This window comes from Shewanella sp. DC2-4, from assembly GCF_013248875.1.
GTDB classification, from domain to species: domain Bacteria; phylum Pseudomonadota; class Gammaproteobacteria; order Enterobacterales; family Shewanellaceae; genus Shewanella; species Shewanella oncorhynchi.
The window spans coordinates 757,246-774,500 of record NZ_JABRVR010000002.1 but is presented as its reverse complement, the minus strand read 5'-3'; the positions used below and the strand labels follow the sequence as shown (position 1 = coordinate 774,500).

Genomic DNA, 17,255 nt, shown 5'->3' with positions numbered 1-17,255 from the left:
AACCTTTCCTCTCATCAAATTCATTTATCAAACATAAGCTTGTTATATCCTTATAGGGCAGTCGGCCTTAAGGAGTGCATTTTGCATATATGGGAGTACAAGCGATTTCCACGCCGTATAGGTTGGGTTTCAACCAGCTTATCTAATTATTCAATAGAAGATGGATGCCCCATTTGTCTTGAGCCTCGAAAATCACATAGTGTTTTAATCAGCGATGAAAAGTTGGAGGATGTTCTCTCTAATGCTGTAGATAGAAGTCTTATAGCTTGTGTTCAAGATCAGTTGTGGAAAAACACATACTCTAAAGCGTTTACTCATCCATTAGTGAAAAGCGATGAAAGCGCATAACAAGGCAATTAAAAATAGTCCACAAAAAACGTGGAATGTACTAGCTAACTCTCGCCTTTTAATTGCGGTGTTATGAGTATATGCATAGCCTAGAGTGTCTCTTAAAAATTATATTTTAAAGGTGAAGTTTTGAACGCAAGTAAAAAAGCAGCGAACTCAGGCATAGATGCCTTATTAGGATTCGAATTTCAACGTAACTGCGCACTTTATTTATTACTAAACGATTATGAGCACTTTAAAAGAAGAGAGTTTTTTCTATGTATAGAGCATCACGATGATTTTTTATTTTGCTACAGAACAGATTGTCGCAGTTATATAGAAGAAGTTCATTCTTATCAGGCAAAAAAACTCTCTGGCAATGTGTGGTCGATAAATGAACGATTTTCTGAGCTTGTAGCTAAAATACTTGAGATTGGAAATGAGCTAATTAATGATCCCATACCTAAATGCGCCAGCTATACTCATGAGTTGACGTTCGTATCAAATACCGATATCAAACTTAGTTACAAGCCATCGAAGCAAGAAAAAGAAAATGGTAAAGAAGAAATTACTTATCTTCTAAACGAGCAAAACAGTAAATGCATTTACGATGCGATTCCCACCGAAATAAAAGATAAAATCCAAAAAAATGTGGACTCTTTTTGTGAAAAAAATAATATAACTTTTCATAAACCAGAATTTGACAACCTACGCATTCAATGGGTAGATTTTCCTCGTAATAAAAACACACAGAAGGATGCATTAGTCGGGCTCATGGTCAGGAAGTTTTCACATGTTTCAGACCCGTTGGCTGCTGTTGAACTACTTCTCAGTCTGTTTGGAGATATTGAAGCAGTATACAATCAAGGCAAGATTATTAGTTTACTGGATAGCACAAAAAGGATTGAGGGTGATAAAATAAAACTAGCCATTGATATCATCGAGACAGAGCAAAAAACATTTAAGTTATGGAGAGATTTCTCTACTGAGTTATCCCGTAAATTTCGAGTTCCTATCGGCATCCAAAATAATCATGAGAATTATATTAAGAATACATTCGAACTATTGAAAGATATGAACAATAACGAACATCAAATAATAAAAAATTTCATCCGGAAGAATGACTACTCTATGAATTACTATAGTCATGACGATATGTTTGATGCGTATGTTTTTGATATTAAATGTAAAAATAGCATGAACCTAAACGATGTCGATATTTTTTTCTCTACATTATGTGCATTTGTAGAGCACCATGGAAAGGCTTTAAAATGAATGCAACTATCAAATTCAATAGACTATTTGTCAGTTCGGAATCGAATAACCTTTGTTTCTATGATGAATTTTCTTCTGGTACAAACATTATTAGTGGGCGCAATACTTCTGGTAAAAGCTCTCTAATACAGAGCTTATTATATGCTTTTGGTGTTAACGATGTTAGTGAGAATCTAAGTGAAATCTTAGAATACAAGCCAACCTTTCGGGTAGATTTCACTAAGACCGTTGACGGTGTTGATGAAGAATTTACCATCGTAAGAGAGCCAAAAGCCATATATGTAAAAGAGCCCAATGGCAAAGTAGTTCCCTTTCATGGTATTGATGCCGACAATAGTGTAGAGCATGTTAAGTTAAAAGACTACATACGAAGCTTGGTTGATTTCACACTTTACCTTGAACAGAAAGGAGAACTAAAATCAGCTCCACTGGAAAGTATGTTCTTGCCATATTATATATCACAATCTGTAGGTTGGGTATATTTGCGTGAATCTTTTGCAAACCTTCAATATTACAAAGGATTTAAAGATGACTACTTAGACTATTATCTCGGAATAAGTAGCAACTTTGATCGTATAGAGCATAGAGCACTGACGCAGAAAAGAGATCGGCTGTCGGCTGATATTAATAACCTTAAACGGTATAGTAAAAAAGCTGAATTCCAATTTTCAAATTTGGTTGATGAAGCATTTGGCGAACAGGCAGAAAAGTACATTGAAAACTACGTTGAAAAGTCGAGTGCATTAGAAGACGAAAGGAATAAATACATACAGCTATGCAATGAACTTTCTTTATTACAAAACCATCATAAAATTCTGAAAAGAACTAAGAGAAATATTAAGGAGCAGAATTACAATGATGTGGATCACTGTCCAGCCTGTACACAGGTATTGTCATATTCTTTAGAAGGCTTATACAGCCACTATCAAAAATATAACGACACTGTTCAACTAGAATCACATATCACTGATAAGTTAACGGATAAAAAGTCCAAGATACATACATCTAACAAGAAAATTACCACTATAAAAACTGAAATTAATGACGATTACGGTGTTCTTTTAAGACAAAATATTGATGGTGTCACATTTGCGCAATGGGTGGCTAATAAAGCTAATGTTACGCTATATAAAAGAATGCAAGCGGATATTGAGTCATCAGAAAATGATTTAACAATAGTTAAAGATACTCTTGCTTCAATGGTTACAGAGCAAGAAACTATTCTTGAACGATCCAAACAAGAAAAAATATTCAGGAAACTATTTTCAGATTATACATCACAACTAGCACTGAAACCTTTGACTGACCCTAGATATTTAGATTTGTACAAAATCCAATCTTTTCCACGGCAAGGAGTGGAACTTCACAAGACTGTTATGGCTTACCACTTTGCATTGAATGCCATGATTGCGAAGTCAAAAATAGCACATTGTAGTGGTCAACTAAATTTGGCCACAGCTTTAGAATCTTCCCAAAATCGTCGCTCTGATTCATTTGGGCTCAATCCTGCATTGTAATGATGTGGCCTGACTTCACAGTAATAACCAATGATGTAATCGGTCACATCTTGTTTAGCTTCGCTAAAACTCTTGTAGCCTTGTGTCGGGAGCCATTCCGTTTTTAAACTTCTGAAAAACCGCTCCATTGGCGCATTATCCCAGCAGTTACCGCGACGGCTCATGCTCTGGGTGATTTGATATTTCCACAGCCGCTGACGGTATTTCAGGCTGGTATAATGACAGCCTTGATCTGAATGAAATATCAGGTTTTTAGGCTTCCCACGAGATTCAAAGGCCATATCTAAGGCCTTCACCGTTAACTCTGTATCCGGTGAAAATGACATCGCCCAACCAATGGCTTTTCTCGAAAATAAATCCAGCACAACTGCTAAATAACACCAACGATTACCCGCCCAAATATACGTCACATCGCCACACCAAACGGTGTTTGGTTCGACAACGGCAAATTGTCGCTTGAGTAAATTAGGGATGGTCACATGCTCATTTTCAGCCTTCTTATAGCGGTGTTTGGGTTGTTGGCAGCTCACTAATCCAAGCTTTTTCATTAACCGAGTCGCCCTATAACGACTTAACGCAAAGCCACGTTCAGAGGCGATTGTTGCGATACTTCTTGCACCAGCAGACTGTTTGCTTTCAGCGTGTATTGCTTTGATTTCACACTCTAAAATCCGCTGTTCAGGTGTCGCTACAAGTTCACGGCTCACCCAATAACGGTAGCTACTCCGGTTCACGTTAAATACATGGCATAACACTGAAATAGGGTATTTGTTGCTCTGATTGAGTTTCTCGATTATCGAGAATTGTTCAGCGAGTCCGACATCAATAGAGCGGTAGCCTTTTTTAGGATTTCTTTTTCGAGATTAATCCGTTCAATTTCACGTTTAAGTGCCTTAATTTCAATTTGCTCAGGTGTCATGGGTGAGGCTTTAGGAGCAAGCCCTTGGCGCTCAACCTGAAGCTGTGTTACCCACTTACTGACCGTTGATTTACCCACGTTCATGGCTTTCGCCGCCGCTTCTTGTGTGTAATCTTGATCTATGACTAATTGAGCGGTTTCGAGCTTAATTGCAGCACTATATCGTGCACGTTTACTTTTATTCATGTTGTCACCTAAATGGGTTATGAGTGGATCATAACATTTCTTATTAGGTGGCCAAATTCAGTGTGCCACTACACATAGATTACCATTTTTGTTAGACGCAATTCTTAAGGAAGATATTGACGAAACTAGTTTGGAGACAATTTTGTCTTTTGTTGGCAATAACGTTCCTGATGATACTCAGACATTTATCTCTATATCTGAACATGTTAGAGATGTTTCCAGTACAGTGAAAGATATTAAACCTATTGAAAAACTAAGAGTTCAAAATGTAAAAGATACTTATTTCTCTGAAAATTCGAAGTTAATCTATATAGGTGGAGGAAAGGATGAACGTAAATTCCTTTCGCAATCATTAGGTGATTATAAAGAAATTTATATGGATACTATCGAGATAACTGCTGTCTGAGTTTGATAAGAGATGTGGAACCCTCTTTTTGCCGCCCTCATGGTAGTAGAAGAGGTACAACATAGCATTGTTGAGTGTAACAACTAATAACAAAGCACTTAAATTTAACGACAAAAGTGGGTTATTTTTCGTTTAGCTATACATTATAACCCACTTTTTTAGCACGCTTAGTACGGCGTTAGGCATTTACAGGGAGAGAAGATTTGGAAAAGGAAGCAGAGATTTATCAGAGGATTGGTGAGTTCGCCGTTTCTTTTCAATGGTTAGAGAACAAGCTTAGAGAAATTGGTTGGTTTATACTCGACCCCGAAAGGAAAGAGTGGCCTCCTAAAGGGCTTCGGAATCTCACGAATAATGACCTAATTAACAAGGTCGGTGATCTTTTCAAAGAGGCATTGCCGAAATGCAAGCTAGACAAAAATCTAGAGACTGAAATCGCTGAATCGTTCAGCCAGATCGTTAAAGACCTTCATCAAGTTCGAAAGGATAGAAATCGAATACTTCACTCCGCATTCATAGAAATCAAAGCAGGCGGGGATGTCCAGGCTATTATCCGGTCAAATCCCTCGGCTCGGTGTTGACGCGGAGACGGGAGAGCCGAGTTTTGACCAAGAAGCGCTGACGTCAGAGTCGTTTGCTTTAGAAATGCAAAAAATGGCAGTGATCGCTCAATTTTTAACCGCAACTTATGTTCAGCTAATTCATCAGTATCCAAATGGAGATGCCATACAAGGCGCTTAAAATGCATCTGGCTAACGCCACCGCTTAGTTTGGCGTTAATCTACAGGAATTTTTATCCGAAATTAATGTGTTAAAGCTAATGTTCTAACTCGAAAATGTACCAAAACAAGCTGTGAATTAGGCTTGCCTATTCTTTCGCCAGAAACTCTCACTGTTGAGTTCTTAATTCGGGGATGCACTTTATTCAGATAGCATCTTTAACCGAATGCTGATAAGTTAATTTTGTTACAAATACTTAACCATGCGTAATTTTACAGCCCTTACAAGGCAATCTCGCATGCTCATAAATAAAACCGCAAAAAAAATCAATTTGTTAAAGTGATAATTTGAATTTCTGGTATACATAGAAATTCTAGCATTATGAAATTGGGTTCATATGTAATCATTGGAGGATTAATGGCTAAAAATATACGTGGCAATAACGATGGTGAGCATGGAGAAAATGACTCTTATACCATTCCGGGTCGAGGAGTCGTTAGTAGAGAAACGCTTGTTGATGAAATCAATACTGGAAAACATCCTAACCATCACGTAATAAATGTAAATGGTGAAGATTATGTTCGTTCAAATCCTGACGCACTGAAACCAAATAACGTAAACAAAGACTAACTGCGTCATGCAAACAAGCGTTCTGACTATTTAGCCTTAAATCGTGCCGTGAATCACTCTGACGCAGACTGATTCATGCTACCCCTCGTGCCCCTTTGCGCGATTCTGGGGCGTTTTTTTCCCCTTAAGATAAATCAAATATCTGGAGAGCTGATTCACACCTATACCCCGATGTTACAACCGAAATCAATATTGTTATTGGGGCTTGATTTCATTAGCTAGCAGACGATTTTAAAGTCGTTATGTAGCTTGGCCCAGTGAGCTTTTAATATCGCTTTATGCTCTTCATGCATGGGGAGTTCAGCAAGTACCTCTGGCCAAAGAGTACGGGCTTTTTGCATGGCATCCAGTAAATGAACCTTTATCGCAGGCCATGGTAGGCCTGTTCTCGTTGCCCATGCTTGGAAGGTGGTGATATCAATGGCGTACCATAGCTTTTGTTTATTCATGTTGAGTGCAATGGCGGTTTCGCCTTCTATGTAGGGTAAGGTGCTCACAATATCGTAAGCGGGCGAGAGTATCGCATTTTGGGCATCTGGGTAGATAACACTCCAATTTTTTAAGTGGGCATCACCGTTGGCGAGCAAGATATTGGCCAGCAACCGCCTTGCCATTTGCTGAACGTCTTTTAATCCATTGTAGCTGCTCATGTATAGAGCCTTAGCTATGGCTTCGTAGTTGTATTTACCGTATTTATCATGGGCGTAAACTTCGAATATTTGGGCAAAGTCCTCTGCATGAATGCGGCCCGTATTACTGCGGTCAAAGCGCTTAATTGCATAAGCCGTGGGTTCATCTGGTAGTTTGATGTTAGGTAGGTTATCCAATGCGTTAAGCGAGATGAGCTCAATTTCAGGGATGTTCACTCCGATTATTTGTGCCAATTTCATTGCAGTATATTCATTTTGTGGGACGTTGCGGTGTACTGTTGAAGGCGTCTTGATAATCCAACTATCTTGGCCTTCTTGATTGGCATTTATGTTGAATCGTCCATCGTTTCTGCTTGTCGAGAATTTCATTTGAACACCGGCAAGTGAGAACTTATTACTGGTGTGGGTGATGTCGATTACAATAGCTTCTGTTCTTTCCCGTGGAGATAGTGCCCAGGCTGGAATATCTTCTTTTGCTATGGCTGATGCGATTAAGCCGCCGGGAAGATTGTTCCCTGCCCATGCTAGGATAGGAAATTCGTTGTTTTCATGTACTTTTAGTGCGGCTGACATCCAGTGCCGCAATGCGCCCTCGGGGAGCAAGTTGGACAGCACCGGTGATAATCTTTGTGTTCTGACTTGTATTTTATCGATGTAATGGGGGTCTAGCAGTTGGGTGAGCGTTAATGTTGGTCGAAGTGCTTTTGGCATCGCGATATATTCAGGGTCAAATTTCAGAATGTTTTTGCCACCAGAATAATGGGTGAGTATCGCAATCCGTTGATAATTTAAATAAAGCGCGAGGGCCTCTACTGATTCAGCAGGTTTCATAGATTATCTTCTTTATCATCAACTGAATGTAAGACCGTATCCCAAGACGTGCCTGTCTCAGTCGTTAAGTTGTTAGGCAAATGACGGTCAATTTCTGGATCTGAAGTTGCTTGGTTAATGAGTGCTTTTACTGCATTTATGTGCTGTTTAGGAACAATCATCATTTCAAGATTTAATCCTTCCAAGACTCTCAGTAATGTCGATAAGCGAGTATCACTGCCACTTTCTATTCGTTGGTATTGTTGCTGTGACATACCTATGTTCAATAGCATGTCTTTCTGACTTAGCGCTAGTTGTTCTCGGTAGTACTTGAGTTCTGTGGCTAATTCGCTGAGATGTTTCATGATGTTGGCTCGGCTATCTTTTACTCATAAACATCATATTAGTTGTTATCTGCTATTAATTACAACTAATGCGATGTTAATTTGTATTAATACAATTAATTTGTTGTTTATGCATATAAATACAACATATTCGTTGTATATGTGCCGTTGATGTCGTATTGAATTTTGTCATAGATGAGGCGGTGTCGCAGGCTACATTATGGCCGCGCTGGTGTGTGAGTAGGCCGGCTTGATTGTATGAGAGACATTAAAGAGTCTTTATTTAATATTGGTAATGTTGTGTATTTATTATTTTTAGAGGGTGATATTTATAGTGGGTCAATTTTGACAGCTTACACTTCGATGCGGCCTAGATAATCCCTAGATCCCCTTAAAAAGTTGGGAGCACTCAAACCGATGTAGCATAGGGCTAAAGGCGAGTCGTTGCATCCCCCTACAGGAGGATGCAATGGCGTGTTTTTGTTTCTTTTATGTAATAATTTCCTTTCAAAAAGGTCAGGGGAATTGCGAGATTTTGAGCAGTCTTGTATGAGCTCCAAGCGCTCAATCGAACAATCGAACAATCGAACAATCTCCACTCGACACCACATAACTTACTCCTGGACATTTCCAAGTTAGACTTTTAGCTCGAATTAGTGAATTTCGAATTAAAATTTCTATGGGTAACGCCCGCCTAAGGGGCTGGCAACGCATTTACACTAAACTTAAACACAACAACCAAAACCACTGTAGCTCAATAGGACTGGAAACGCCACGCGTTGACAGTCCCTCTTAAGGCGTTTGTTATGTGCGTTCTTCAAGCTCCCTGAGCCTCTGCTTAACTTCAATAACTGCTGCTAAGACAGACTCTTTGTAGACTACATACGAAGTTTCTGACAATTTCTCAGCGCGATGAGCGATATCATTGCGCTTACGACGATATTTACCCTGAGAATCCATTAGAAGCTTTAATTTTGGTAACTCACCAATAGCCTCTTCGATGAGTGTCATAGGTGGTATAGATGTCTCGGTGTACTCTGTTTTGAAATTCTTGATTTCCTTTGGTTGCTTACCCGGCGTTGGATTTTGGACATGATTAACCCACTCAAGCAACTCAGATTCAAGCTTCTTTTTTACACCAATCGAAGCGATGGGTTTCATTATGTGTTCTAAAATAGTCCACAAAGCAACATATGACATTTCATATGAGCCTTTATTTTCATAATATTCAGCAAGGGAATAATGCTCAGTTGCCAACTCATCTAACTTTTGGGATATTTCTTCCACCACCGAACCTCATAATTATTACTTCGTAGCACATAACGCCGCATTAAGGGATGAACAACGCCACCACCCAACCTAAAGCATTGTGCCGTAAACACTAAATTTGAAGTAGAAGCAAAAGTGCCAAGCGTTGATTATCCCGCTTAAATGCTTGTATGTTTATTTCTCAAGTTGTGCTTTGAGCCATTCACACTGTTCGATGAGTAAGTCCAGTTTAACAACAACACCCTCAGCCCTTTTAGAATGCCACTCTTTGGGATCTGCCCAGCTTAGGGCTTTAACCTGAGTTGACTCAAACAGCTTTTGATCAACATTGTAAATAGCATTAGCCGCACCTTGCCACGCTTCGGCGATAGATAACTCTTTCTCACGATTGGCAGCCACGCCTAGAGTTCGAACATCATGCAAGTATGCTTTAGTTTTAACACACGCTTGCATAACTTTCCCGATAGAATCTAAAGTTTCTTTCTTCTGTTTTTTCTGAATTTCGCCATAATCCAATAACAGCTTTATACCTTGAATTACTGCTCCAATTGTAGTTGCAACATTAACTGACATAACCTTTTCTCTCTCGTATACAAAACGCCCGCCTAATGGGCTGGCAACGCATTAACACGAAGCTCAAACATAACAACTGTAACCACTGCGGCTCAATGGGACTGGAAACGCCACGCGTTGACAGTCCCTCTTGAGGCATTTGTTATGTGGCGGTTCACTCAGTGTTCCTATTCCGAATAATTTCAGCGTCCAGTTGAAATTGAATTTGTTCGTACTCTCCCATTTTTTCGATATATAGAGCTTTAAAATGATTGCAGCGATCATCGCGATAACCGATGGTCTTACACTCTTTGTAGTCACGATAAGCAAACTCAGCCTCAACATGTTTTTCAGCTGATCTTCGAATTAAATATTCCGGCCTATCAAATAGGTACAAATGAATATCGAAATATATCGCAACAGAAACTAAAGCAATACCACCGATAATTAGCTCATTTTTATCTACCATCATTTTCCTTTATTGGATAGCCACATAACGTCTTAGTATTTATGCGCGGCAATGTTTGCAGGGCATAAATCGCGTGTTGGACTTGGCCGATGCCTTATCCAGATTAATTGGTATGCTTTACGCTATAGGAATTTGCTTTTTTTGAGACTAGCTCTATCGTACCGAGTTTTTCCGAATTGATAGCATTCATTGAGATTTCCTTGTCATTGTACTGTTCCATACATCTTTTTAAGTCTAGCAAGCTCTTTCAGGCTTAAACATTCAGCTGAATTTAGCTCAACGCCCACATAAACCGCGCAACGTAAGTAGCGTCAGGCGACCAAAGGAAGCAAATTTAATATGTTTGTTATGCGCTCGGACATTTAACACCACTACAAAATTCTTGGAGACCGGATGCTAAGCTACTTATACCACATTGTTCTTGAAGCTCATTTTCCAGTTGAATTATAAATGGATAAATTTTGTCTATAGTTTCTTGTGGTGGGTAACAGTTTAAACAACCATACCCATGCCAAAACTCCACCTTACCGTTATACGACTCGACAAAATGGAAATCGTTTTTAATACCTTTGTACATATACCAGTAACGATGAATTATATTTTCTTTCTCAATACCATTAAAGGTCAATGGCCTGTCACCGCTTTCCGTGACCGACTCTATTTCAGTGAACCCTTTGATGGATTTTGCCGAAGCCATAACACATTCATTGGCAGGCACAGACTCAAAATAGACAACCCTAGTGACCCCCCGCATGGTGTCACACCCTACAACAAAGATTATTGGAATTAAAATAGCTAATAGCTTCATTACTCTAGTTCGCATAACGTTTTATTAGTGCGTGGCGCTGTTGACCTGATGAGTCCAGTAAAAACTCGCACAGTTAACTATCTGTATTAAAGGGAAGTTACCAGCTTTCTACCGCATTTCATATACAATAATCCAACATAAAAAACCGGCTATCCCAAAAAGGTAACCTTTAAGTTTTAATCATAAATGTATTTAGATTTGGATGTTTGAGATAACGCGCACGATATCGACTTAGAAACGCTCAAAACCAAGCGATTTGAAAACAAGATCCCGTTTCGGCCACTAGTGGTGGTTTGCATAGGTATCTGCCTGCATCTTTGATAAAATCCAATCAACGGGTTAGCAGTCTTGGTGGACAACCGTCTAACCCGCCAGCCCTCGTAAGAGGGCGTTTCTACTAATTCATCCTATCTAGCAGTGCCATTTCGGCTTTTCTTAGCCAGAAGATGTAAGACTTTTTGCTGTCAAATCCCATTAGGGCCCACTGCTCTTTGCAGAGATAATGGGCGCGGATGGCGCGTTTACAGTTAATGGATAACTGCTCAACGAGCTGGTCAAAATGGGCGACGTGGGCAGGCACGTTGAGTTCGTGCTTTAAGTTGCCACCGCCCAAGGCTTCACCTAAACGGTCGCAGGCGCTGCGGTTCGAAAACCCCTTGCCCAATTCTTGGTACACCCAATAACGGCCCCAGCGATATAACCCTAACCGCAACGCCTTAATGTTCATCCTCTGCTCGGGTTCTTCGCTAAAGCCCATTGGCCACCTCATTTATCTTCTCGATGGAAAGCTTAAACACATCAAGGCATATCGATGTCACATCGTCATAGGGCGCAGTAGTACGGCCATTTTCCCAACGTTGGTAAGTGTTGCGGCTAATGCCGTAAATCTCAGCCACTTCGTCTTGGGTCATGCCCCGTAAACGGCGCCCTACTTTCAATACATCCGCGGCGCGATTAGCCATAAATCCTCCTGTGTGAAGTCCATAACCCAGTTGTGCTATTTGTTATTGTCATTGTTATTGTCATCGTCATAACCACCCCACTAACATTGGCTCGTCTGGCTCACTCGGCTCAGTGGTCGATTGGCGCATAATCTCGGGCGCCACATCATCAAACCCCAGTGTGATTAAGTGTGCGTGGTAGGCATCCAACGCCATCAGCATGCCCTTATCTAAGGTGCTGTTAACGTATGTGCGCAGCAGTAACGGCAAGGTGTGATTCAAAATCCGCTCACCCACCATGGTATCTACGCCCATATCCGCGATAATCGTGCGGCACAGTTTTCTTAGTGCATGGGAGGTAAATGCCTTAAACCGAATCGTCTCACTCCAATACTGCGCAGTGCGAATGCTCACCGGCCCTACTTCGCCTGGGAACAAAAACGCCCGCTTGCCCACATGGGTGCATTGCCACTGGGCGTAATGGGTTATCAGCTTTTTGGCTGTTGGCGTCATAGGTAAGCGATGCTCTTGGCGGTTCTTGGCATTCTCGGCGGGAATAAACCAGTAATCGCCGGCAAAGTGGTCCCAACGTGCCAAGCGGGTTTCACCTATGCGGGTACCGAACATCAACATCAGCACAAACAACATCGCCACCGGTCTTACTGCATTTCGCAATGCGCTGAATAACGGGCCCACGTCCGACTCGCTTAACTGCGTGCCCACCAAAGGCGGCATCTTCAAGCTCATTTGCACCCGATACCCCGCCAAGCTATTGCTGTCTAACACCCGTAAATCTGCCGCAACCGATAACGCTCGCTTCAACACCTTCACCGCCGCTTTGATGTAATTGGCCGAATAGCCCTGCGCCAACATGGGTTTGATTAAATAACTGTCCACCGCGATAAAGTTCAGCTCATTGAGCGGTAACTCAGCAAAGCAGCCGCTGAGATGTTTACTCACTAACGATTTACAGTTACTGCGCCAGCTGTTGCTTAAGGTGCGGTTGCACTCCACATGGGTGACAAACCACGCCAGCAATTGCGCGACGGTGGCAAACTCGTTGCTGATTACCGCTTGGCCCCATGCTGCGCTTGGCGAGCAAGCTAGGTAACTCGGTTAAAAAAGGTCTTCAAGCACATCACGGGCCACACGCCCTGCTTTTTGCCACACGGTTTTGCCCGCCTCGTTCATTACTAAATACACCGAGGCTTGGCGTCTATCGGTCGAGGCCCGTAACCGCACTGCCGGAAACTGCGTGTCCCGAAAGTCCCGCGTTATCCCTGCCCGCAACCAACGGCGCAATACTGCATCGTTCAACTTGCCTTGCTCTACGCCTGTTGCTGTCATCACCTGCGCCATCTAGCCCTCCAATCGATATTCAAAGGTGTGATGGGTACCCTGAACGTATCCGCTTCACCCGCTGGTTCATCGGCATATCCCGAAACCGCGCACTTAACGCCGTCTCGCTGTCGTGAACCCCAAAGCGGTTAAAGCTCTCTTGCTGGATTTCAAACAGGGTCCAAAACCGTTTCCCTGTGATGATGCGCATCAAGCGTTCGCGCTGGGTCAGTGGTTTATTCGCCATCATTTGCCCCCTTAAGCCCAAGGTTGGTTCGTAAATTGGCAATAATTGATTTCGCCTTGGCCGCCTCAGTCGGCCGCGTCACCGTTTCAGGTAGTGCCTTTGGCAATTCCACATCGGTCAACTCGCCACGGCTAAAGCGCCTGCATAACACTGTGTAATTGCGCTCAAACGTCATCAACACATCCTTTTCAAGCCCTGTGGCAAACATCCAACTGCCCGTCTCGCGCACCGCTAAACGCACTACATCATGGCTCCACGTATGCTTATCAGGGTGATGGTAATGGCGCGTCGCTTCCTTAAACGCCGCTTCCAACTTGGGCAACCCCAAATCACAGGCCGTAGGTTGGCACCACAACGCAAACTGGCGCGGTGTCGGCCAAAACTGCCTATCGCCCTGCTCGCGTCTGGCGCGATTCAGCCCCGCTTGCACTTGCTCACGGCTCGCAATGCCCTGCGCCGCCAAGGTTTTAAGCCACTCGGCTTTGTGGGTAGCTTCGTCCTCAGGCCGCGGCGCACTCACCGGAAACAACACCCGCAACTTGCTAAACACGCTGTCCACAATCGCCATGTCCATTGCCGTCGGCTCAGGTTGGCTAACACGCCCCTGCCCAACCAGCGGCTGGCGGATTAAGGTCTGCAGTGATTTCATGCTCGCATTTTGATTGGCAGTCATATCAAGGGGTCCTCAGGGTCATACACCGCATAGCTCCAATCCACTTGCCCAACCGCGGTACCCATCGGTCTTGGCAACGGCGTCAGCCAGTGGCGTTCGCGGATAAACTTGGTAATACCGAGCACAAACTGGCCGTTAGCACTAAAGCCCCAACTCGCATCCAGCGCCGCAGCCTCCTTCAACCACGTCACCGCCAACACGCAATCAGCATCGGTCAGCTTTTCGGCCTTCCACGCTTTCCACGCAGCCGAATCCGAGCCGCCTTTGCGATGGGCGGGATAGGCTTTGAAAAACGCATTGAAAACCGACTTAGCACTCGTTGCTGGACAACTATCTTTTAAAGATTCCTTGATAGGTTCAAAAGAGTGACTGATTCCGGTGCTATCTGGTGGCAGAGGGGGTCTGCTATCTGGTGGCATACCTATGCTATCTGGTGGCACCCCTGTGCTATCTCGTGGCAGAGGGGGTCTGCTATCTGGTAGCACCCCTATGCTATCTGCTAGCACAGGGGGTGCTACCTCGTAGCAGATTGAAATTGTATAAATATTGGTTAAATTCCCCTTAGGCCCCTTACGATATTTAACCGTAACAAACCCCATATCAACCAAGGCCGAAATGTGTTTTCTCACTGTGCTATGACCAATCTCACACTGATCTGCAATATGCTGATGGCTCGGCCAACACTCACCATTATCGTTCGCGTTATCGGCAAGCTTGATCAACACCAGCTTGCGCAGTGGATTACCCACTTTGGCCTTCATCGCTTTTACCATCAATTCCATACTCATAAGTCACCCCTAAACGGAACAACCCACAAACTCGAATTGACGCAAACCCCATGCTTCAGTAACATGCTATTGCCTCACTTAGGTATTAAGCCCGCATTCGTCGCCAAACTTTAGCGGGCTTTCTTATGTCTACTGCAACGGGTCAACTGCAATGCGCCCCGTTGCCCTCCGCTCGCTCGCCTTCACTGCCAAGCAAGTAAACCTTGTGCGCCAAGTTACTGCGCAACTGGCTAAAAAAATCACGCCGTTTAATGTGCACGTTGCGGCTTTTCGCGATTGCACTCATATCAGCTGCATTCACATCAACCGCACTCGCATCAGCCGCGCCTACATCCGCCGCCAATAGCGCAATAGAACGTTCCGCACGTTGTTCTTCCATCAGCAGATAATTCATAATCCAATCAATGCTCACCGTTGGCAGCAACAACTGCTTGCCACTGCCCAGCAACGCCTTATCCACTATATCGGTCGCGATAACCGCCCAACGCTCGGGGCGACTATGCTGCAATTCATCGCAGTTCCTTAACACCTCAACCATTCGGCCCACCTGCGTTCGCTTAAACAACTCCGCCGTGGTATGCCCATGAAAACAGGCAATGTCTTTGCCCATGTTCACGCCGCTTAACGCAGCCCGCTCAGAGGTTGCCGCGCTAAGCTCAGGCACATTAGGCTCAGTGCTATTAGGCATGTTCGACTTAGATTTAAGCGCCATCGCCTTAAGCATTAACTGCTTTGCCTGCATCATGAGTAACGTCACTTGCGCGGTTTCCATCTCGGTAAGCGCGGCCACGGCGGGCCCATCATCACGGCTAACTTGCCCATGCACCGAACACGCGGCGCCGCCCTCCAAACAACAAATTAAACATTCAGGATCAAACATCGTTATCCTCCTCACTGCCACTTAGGTATCAAGCCCGCATTCGTCGCCAAACTTTGGCGGGCAATTTGATAACGGCACTTTTTACGCGCCCAGTTATCACTTAACTGATTTGTGAACATGTCATTCACTCCGTCTCTTATTTCAACAAGTCATTTCAACAAGTCATTCAAACAACTCATTTCAACAACTGCCACTTATGCCCATTGGCACACACGGCGCGTTTCGAGCCCGACTTGGTTTGCTTTAAAGCCAAACCGCACTGGCCACACGGCACATCAGCCAGCCGCTTAAGCATCACCGCATTAATCTGTGCACTGTGATCCGCGCGTTTAGGCCGATAACCTAACGCCCGCGCCACTTTCACATACTCTTTCGCAATCCATTTGCCATCGGGTTCTAAGTGCAAACCGTCGCCGATCATGTCACCCAAGCGGATCAACTGTTGGTGCAGCTCAGCTTTAGCGCGGGCGATAACATTGATGTTAAGGTTCGATTGCGGCATCGCGGTCACTTCTCGGCCGCGTATTGCGCCGCCTTGCCACCGTGACTCGCTAAATACGGATACGCCAGCTCTAACGCCGCCATGCTCGCTTGCGTGGTTGCCGCCGACTCTTTTAACTCGCGGTGCGCCGCCACTAACTGCTCGCGCTTGGGCTCACAGCCTAAATGGATCACCGCCACTTGCGCCTCGGCGTTCTCTTTGGTGAGCGATGCCGCCATATCGGCCACATGCAACACATGGCCGTCATTCATGCGATCAGCAATGACCGTCACCCCAGTACAACCAAACACATCGTTGAGATACTGCACCCGCAAATGCTCGGGCAGCGCCGCCACCAATGCTTGCTCAACATGGAACAAGCGATCCGCCTGCGGATGTTGGCCCTCGTACTGGCCGAGCCAACGGAACAGCTTTTGGGCATTTATCCGCGCATCGTTGTGCACGTCTTGACTGCTCGCAAAGCTAATGCCCTCCGCCGCCAACACCTCGCTTAGCCCAAGGCGCTCAACCGCCGCAACAAAATCTATCGCCAGCGCAAAGCGCGTCATCTTGGGTAACTCCAACACCCGATGAATCGTTTTCATCAACAAATTCAAACGACTATCTTTTTTACGTGAATGGGTTTTCATGTGTACTTACCTCCTTCAACCTACAGTGAACCTAAGCCACACTCGCCGACTTAGGGATATCTAAAACTGAGTTATCCTGTTTATCGTTTGATTGATTTACAGCATGTGGATCACATTCCAACGGATCAGGAAAAACATCAGAAAATGAACATGAGGAACCTAAGCGATTGAGAGCGTTTACTACTTTCCAAGCCATGTCATAGCTAGGTTTTCTATTTCCATTGGCATAGTGGTTAACAGAACCTTGTGAGATCCCAACCTCGCTAGCCAAATCATCCTGAGACCTATTAATGGCTTTCAGTATTTTTTTGATGTTTGTCATATCGACTCCGTTTTGCCTTTAACACGGATATTACACAATGAAATATTAAACAG

At 43.7% G+C, this 17,255-nt stretch carries 20 protein-coding genes and 2 pseudogenes; 5 read left to right on the top strand and 17 right to left on the bottom strand.

Annotation, left to right across the window (positions count from 1 at the left end; translation table 11 throughout):
• The first annotated feature begins 477 nt into the window (after positions 1-477).
• Together HQQ92_RS04130 and HQQ92_RS04125 are read left to right on the top strand one after the other, a co-directional pair.
• Positions 478-1,602 (top strand): dsDNA nuclease domain-containing protein, encoded by a 1,125-nt coding sequence (locus tag HQQ92_RS04130; protein ID WP_173243344.1) that lies wholly within the window; start codon positions 478-480, stop codon positions 1,600-1,602.
• A complete protein-coding gene (locus HQQ92_RS04125) occupies positions 1,599-3,119 on the top strand; it encodes a hypothetical protein (RefSeq protein ID WP_217272606.1) in 1,521 nt (506 codons plus the stop codon). Before HQQ92_RS04130 ends, HQQ92_RS04125 begins: the two co-directional genes overlap by 4 nt.
• Here HQQ92_RS04125 and HQQ92_RS04120 read toward each other — a convergent pair.
• A protein-coding gene (locus HQQ92_RS04120) for an IS3 family transposase (RefSeq protein ID WP_113941724.1) occupies positions 3,041-4,224 on the bottom strand; the annotation gives its coding sequence in 2 pieces (ribosomal slippage) (positions 3,041-3,966 and positions 3,966-4,224; 1,185 coding nt in all). The two genes, HQQ92_RS04125 and HQQ92_RS04120, sit on opposite strands and share 79 nt — an antisense overlap.
• Positions 4,225-4,312: 88 nt before the next feature.
• On the opposite strand from HQQ92_RS04120, the gene HQQ92_RS04115 reads away from it, so the two are divergent.
• The 3 genes from HQQ92_RS04115 to HQQ92_RS04105 all read left to right on the top strand — a co-directional run bounded on the left by HQQ92_RS04115 (position 4,313) and on the right by HQQ92_RS04105 (position 5,980).
• A complete protein-coding gene (locus HQQ92_RS04115) occupies positions 4,313-4,630 on the top strand; it encodes a hypothetical protein (RefSeq protein ID WP_173243341.1) in 318 nt (105 codons plus the stop codon).
• A 537-nt stretch (positions 4,631-5,167) separates the two neighbouring features.
• Complete coding sequence (locus HQQ92_RS04110; protein WP_173243338.1) at positions 5,168-5,371, top strand: hypothetical protein; 204 nt, start codon at positions 5,168-5,170, stop codon at positions 5,369-5,371.
• A 396-nt stretch (positions 5,372-5,767) separates the two neighbouring features.
• On the top strand, positions 5,768-5,980 hold the full coding sequence (locus tag HQQ92_RS04105; RefSeq protein ID WP_173243335.1) for a DUF3892 domain-containing protein: 213 nt from the start codon (positions 5,768-5,770) through the stop codon (positions 5,978-5,980).
• 218 nt (positions 5,981-6,198) lie between these two features.
• Here HQQ92_RS04105 and HQQ92_RS04100 read toward each other — a convergent pair whose 3' ends face one another.
• From HQQ92_RS04100 to HQQ92_RS04025, 16 genes and pseudogenes are all read right to left on the bottom strand, one after another.
• Positions 6,199-7,461, bottom strand: a complete 1,263-nt coding sequence (locus HQQ92_RS04100; protein ID WP_173243332.1) for a type II toxin-antitoxin system HipA family toxin — start codon at positions 7,459-7,461, stop codon at positions 6,199-6,201.
• Positions 7,458-7,805 (bottom strand): helix-turn-helix domain-containing protein, encoded by a 348-nt coding sequence (locus HQQ92_RS04095; protein WP_173243329.1) that lies wholly within the window; start codon positions 7,803-7,805, stop codon positions 7,458-7,460. The genes HQQ92_RS04100 and HQQ92_RS04095 overlap by 4 nt, the downstream gene beginning before the upstream one ends.
• 783 nt (positions 7,806-8,588) lie before the next feature.
• Entirely contained in the window at positions 8,589-9,071 is a 483-nt protein-coding gene (locus tag HQQ92_RS04090) for a hypothetical protein (RefSeq protein WP_173243326.1), read from the bottom strand.
• A 156-nt stretch (positions 9,072-9,227) separates the two neighbouring features.
• Positions 9,228-9,626 carry a hypothetical protein gene (locus HQQ92_RS04085; RefSeq protein ID WP_173243323.1) on the bottom strand — a complete coding sequence of 133 codons (399 nt, stop codon included), beginning with the start codon at positions 9,624-9,626 and terminating at the stop codon, positions 9,228-9,230.
• Between the two features lie 154 nt (positions 9,627-9,780).
• Entirely contained in the window at positions 9,781-10,074 is a 294-nt protein-coding gene (locus HQQ92_RS04080; protein WP_173243321.1) for a hypothetical protein, read from the bottom strand.
• Between the two features lie 346 nt (positions 10,075-10,420).
• Positions 10,421-10,771, bottom strand: coding sequence for a hypothetical protein (locus HQQ92_RS04075; RefSeq protein WP_217272605.1), 351 nt, complete (start codon positions 10,769-10,771; stop codon positions 10,421-10,423).
• 508 nt (positions 10,772-11,279) lie between these two features.
• Complete coding sequence (locus HQQ92_RS04070; protein ID WP_173243315.1) at positions 11,280-11,639, bottom strand: hypothetical protein; 360 nt, start codon at positions 11,637-11,639, stop codon at positions 11,280-11,282.
• Positions 11,629-11,844 (bottom strand): helix-turn-helix transcriptional regulator, encoded by a 216-nt coding sequence (locus HQQ92_RS04065; protein ID WP_006082023.1) that lies wholly within the window; start codon positions 11,842-11,844, stop codon positions 11,629-11,631. The genes HQQ92_RS04070 and HQQ92_RS04065 overlap by 11 nt, the downstream gene beginning before the upstream one ends.
• A gap of 66 nt (positions 11,845-11,910) precedes the next feature.
• Positions 11,911-13,182, bottom strand: a pseudogene (locus HQQ92_RS04060) (tyrosine-type recombinase/integrase).
• Positions 13,183-13,408, bottom strand: a pseudogene (locus tag HQQ92_RS04055) (hypothetical protein). It lies immediately after the preceding pseudogene.
• Positions 13,398-14,081, bottom strand: a complete 684-nt coding sequence (locus HQQ92_RS04050; RefSeq protein ID WP_173243312.1) for a replication protein P — start codon at positions 14,079-14,081, stop codon at positions 13,398-13,400. Before HQQ92_RS04050 ends, HQQ92_RS04055 begins: the two are co-directional and overlap by 11 nt.
• Entirely contained in the window at positions 14,078-14,869 is a 792-nt protein-coding gene (locus HQQ92_RS04045) for a helix-turn-helix domain-containing protein (protein WP_173243309.1), read from the bottom strand. Before HQQ92_RS04045 ends, HQQ92_RS04050 begins: the two co-directional genes overlap by 4 nt.
• Before the next feature lie 142 nt (positions 14,870-15,011).
• Positions 15,012-15,749, bottom strand: a complete 738-nt coding sequence (locus tag HQQ92_RS04040; RefSeq protein ID WP_173243306.1) for a hypothetical protein — start codon at positions 15,747-15,749, stop codon at positions 15,012-15,014.
• A gap of 175 nt (positions 15,750-15,924) precedes the next feature.
• Positions 15,925-16,251: a hypothetical protein gene (locus HQQ92_RS04035; protein ID WP_173243303.1), complete on the bottom strand. Its 327-nt coding sequence runs from the start codon at positions 16,249-16,251 to the stop codon at positions 15,925-15,927.
• A 5-nt stretch (positions 16,252-16,256) separates the two neighbouring features.
• Positions 16,257-16,880, bottom strand: a complete 624-nt coding sequence (locus HQQ92_RS04030; RefSeq protein WP_173243300.1) for a hypothetical protein — start codon at positions 16,878-16,880, stop codon at positions 16,257-16,259.
• A gap of 31 nt (positions 16,881-16,911) precedes the next feature.
• The gene (locus HQQ92_RS04025; protein WP_173243297.1) at positions 16,912-17,202 is read right to left on the bottom strand and encodes a helix-turn-helix transcriptional regulator; all 291 of its coding nucleotides are present in this window, start codon (positions 17,200-17,202) and stop codon (positions 16,912-16,914) included.
• Positions 17,203-17,255 lie beyond the last annotated feature (53 nt).

Excerpts from the sequence above, each read along its gene's own strand:
- HQQ92_RS04075 (WP_217272605.1), bottom strand. The coding sequence starts at position 10,771 with ATGGCTTCGGCAAAATCCATCAAAGGGTTCACTGAAATAGAGTCGGTC.
- HQQ92_RS04025 (WP_173243297.1), bottom strand. The coding sequence starts at position 17,202 with ATGACAAACATCAAAAAAATACTGAAAGCCATTAATAGGTCTCAGGAT.
- HQQ92_RS04100 (WP_173243332.1), bottom strand. The coding sequence starts at position 7,461 with ATGAAACCTGCTGAATCAGTAGAGGCCCTCGCGCTTTATTTAAATTAT.
- HQQ92_RS04050 (WP_173243312.1), bottom strand. The coding sequence starts at position 14,081 with ATGACTGCCAATCAAAATGCGAGCATGAAATCACTGCAGACCTTAATC.
- HQQ92_RS04030 (WP_173243300.1), bottom strand. The coding sequence starts at position 16,880 with ATGAAAACCCATTCACGTAAAAAAGATAGTCGTTTGAATTTGTTGATG.
- HQQ92_RS04110 (WP_173243338.1), top strand. The coding sequence starts at position 5,168 with ATGTCCAGGCTATTATCCGGTCAAATCCCTCGGCTCGGTGTTGACGCG.
- HQQ92_RS04095 (WP_173243329.1), bottom strand. The coding sequence starts at position 7,805 with ATGAAACATCTCAGCGAATTAGCCACAGAACTCAAGTACTACCGAGAA.
- HQQ92_RS04070 (WP_173243315.1), bottom strand. The coding sequence starts at position 11,639 with ATGGGCTTTAGCGAAGAACCCGAGCAGAGGATGAACATTAAGGCGTTG.
- HQQ92_RS04035 (WP_173243303.1), bottom strand. The coding sequence starts at position 16,251 with ATGCCGCAATCGAACCTTAACATCAATGTTATCGCCCGCGCTAAAGCT.
- HQQ92_RS04065 (WP_006082023.1), bottom strand. The coding sequence starts at position 11,844 with ATGGCTAATCGCGCCGCGGATGTATTGAAAGTAGGGCGCCGTTTACGG.
- HQQ92_RS04085 (WP_173243323.1), bottom strand. The coding sequence starts at position 9,626 with ATGTCAGTTAATGTTGCAACTACAATTGGAGCAGTAATTCAAGGTATA.
- HQQ92_RS04080 (WP_173243321.1), bottom strand. The coding sequence starts at position 10,074 with ATGGTAGATAAAAATGAGCTAATTATCGGTGGTATTGCTTTAGTTTCT.
- HQQ92_RS04105 (WP_173243335.1), top strand. The coding sequence starts at position 5,768 with ATGGCTAAAAATATACGTGGCAATAACGATGGTGAGCATGGAGAAAAT.
- HQQ92_RS04045 (WP_173243309.1), bottom strand. The coding sequence starts at position 14,869 with ATGAGTATGGAATTGATGGTAAAAGCGATGAAGGCCAAAGTGGGTAAT.
- HQQ92_RS04125 (WP_217272606.1), top strand. The coding sequence starts at position 1,599 with ATGAATGCAACTATCAAATTCAATAGACTATTTGTCAGTTCGGAATCG.
- HQQ92_RS04040 (WP_173243306.1), bottom strand. The coding sequence starts at position 15,749 with ATGTTTGATCCTGAATGTTTAATTTGTTGTTTGGAGGGCGGCGCCGCG.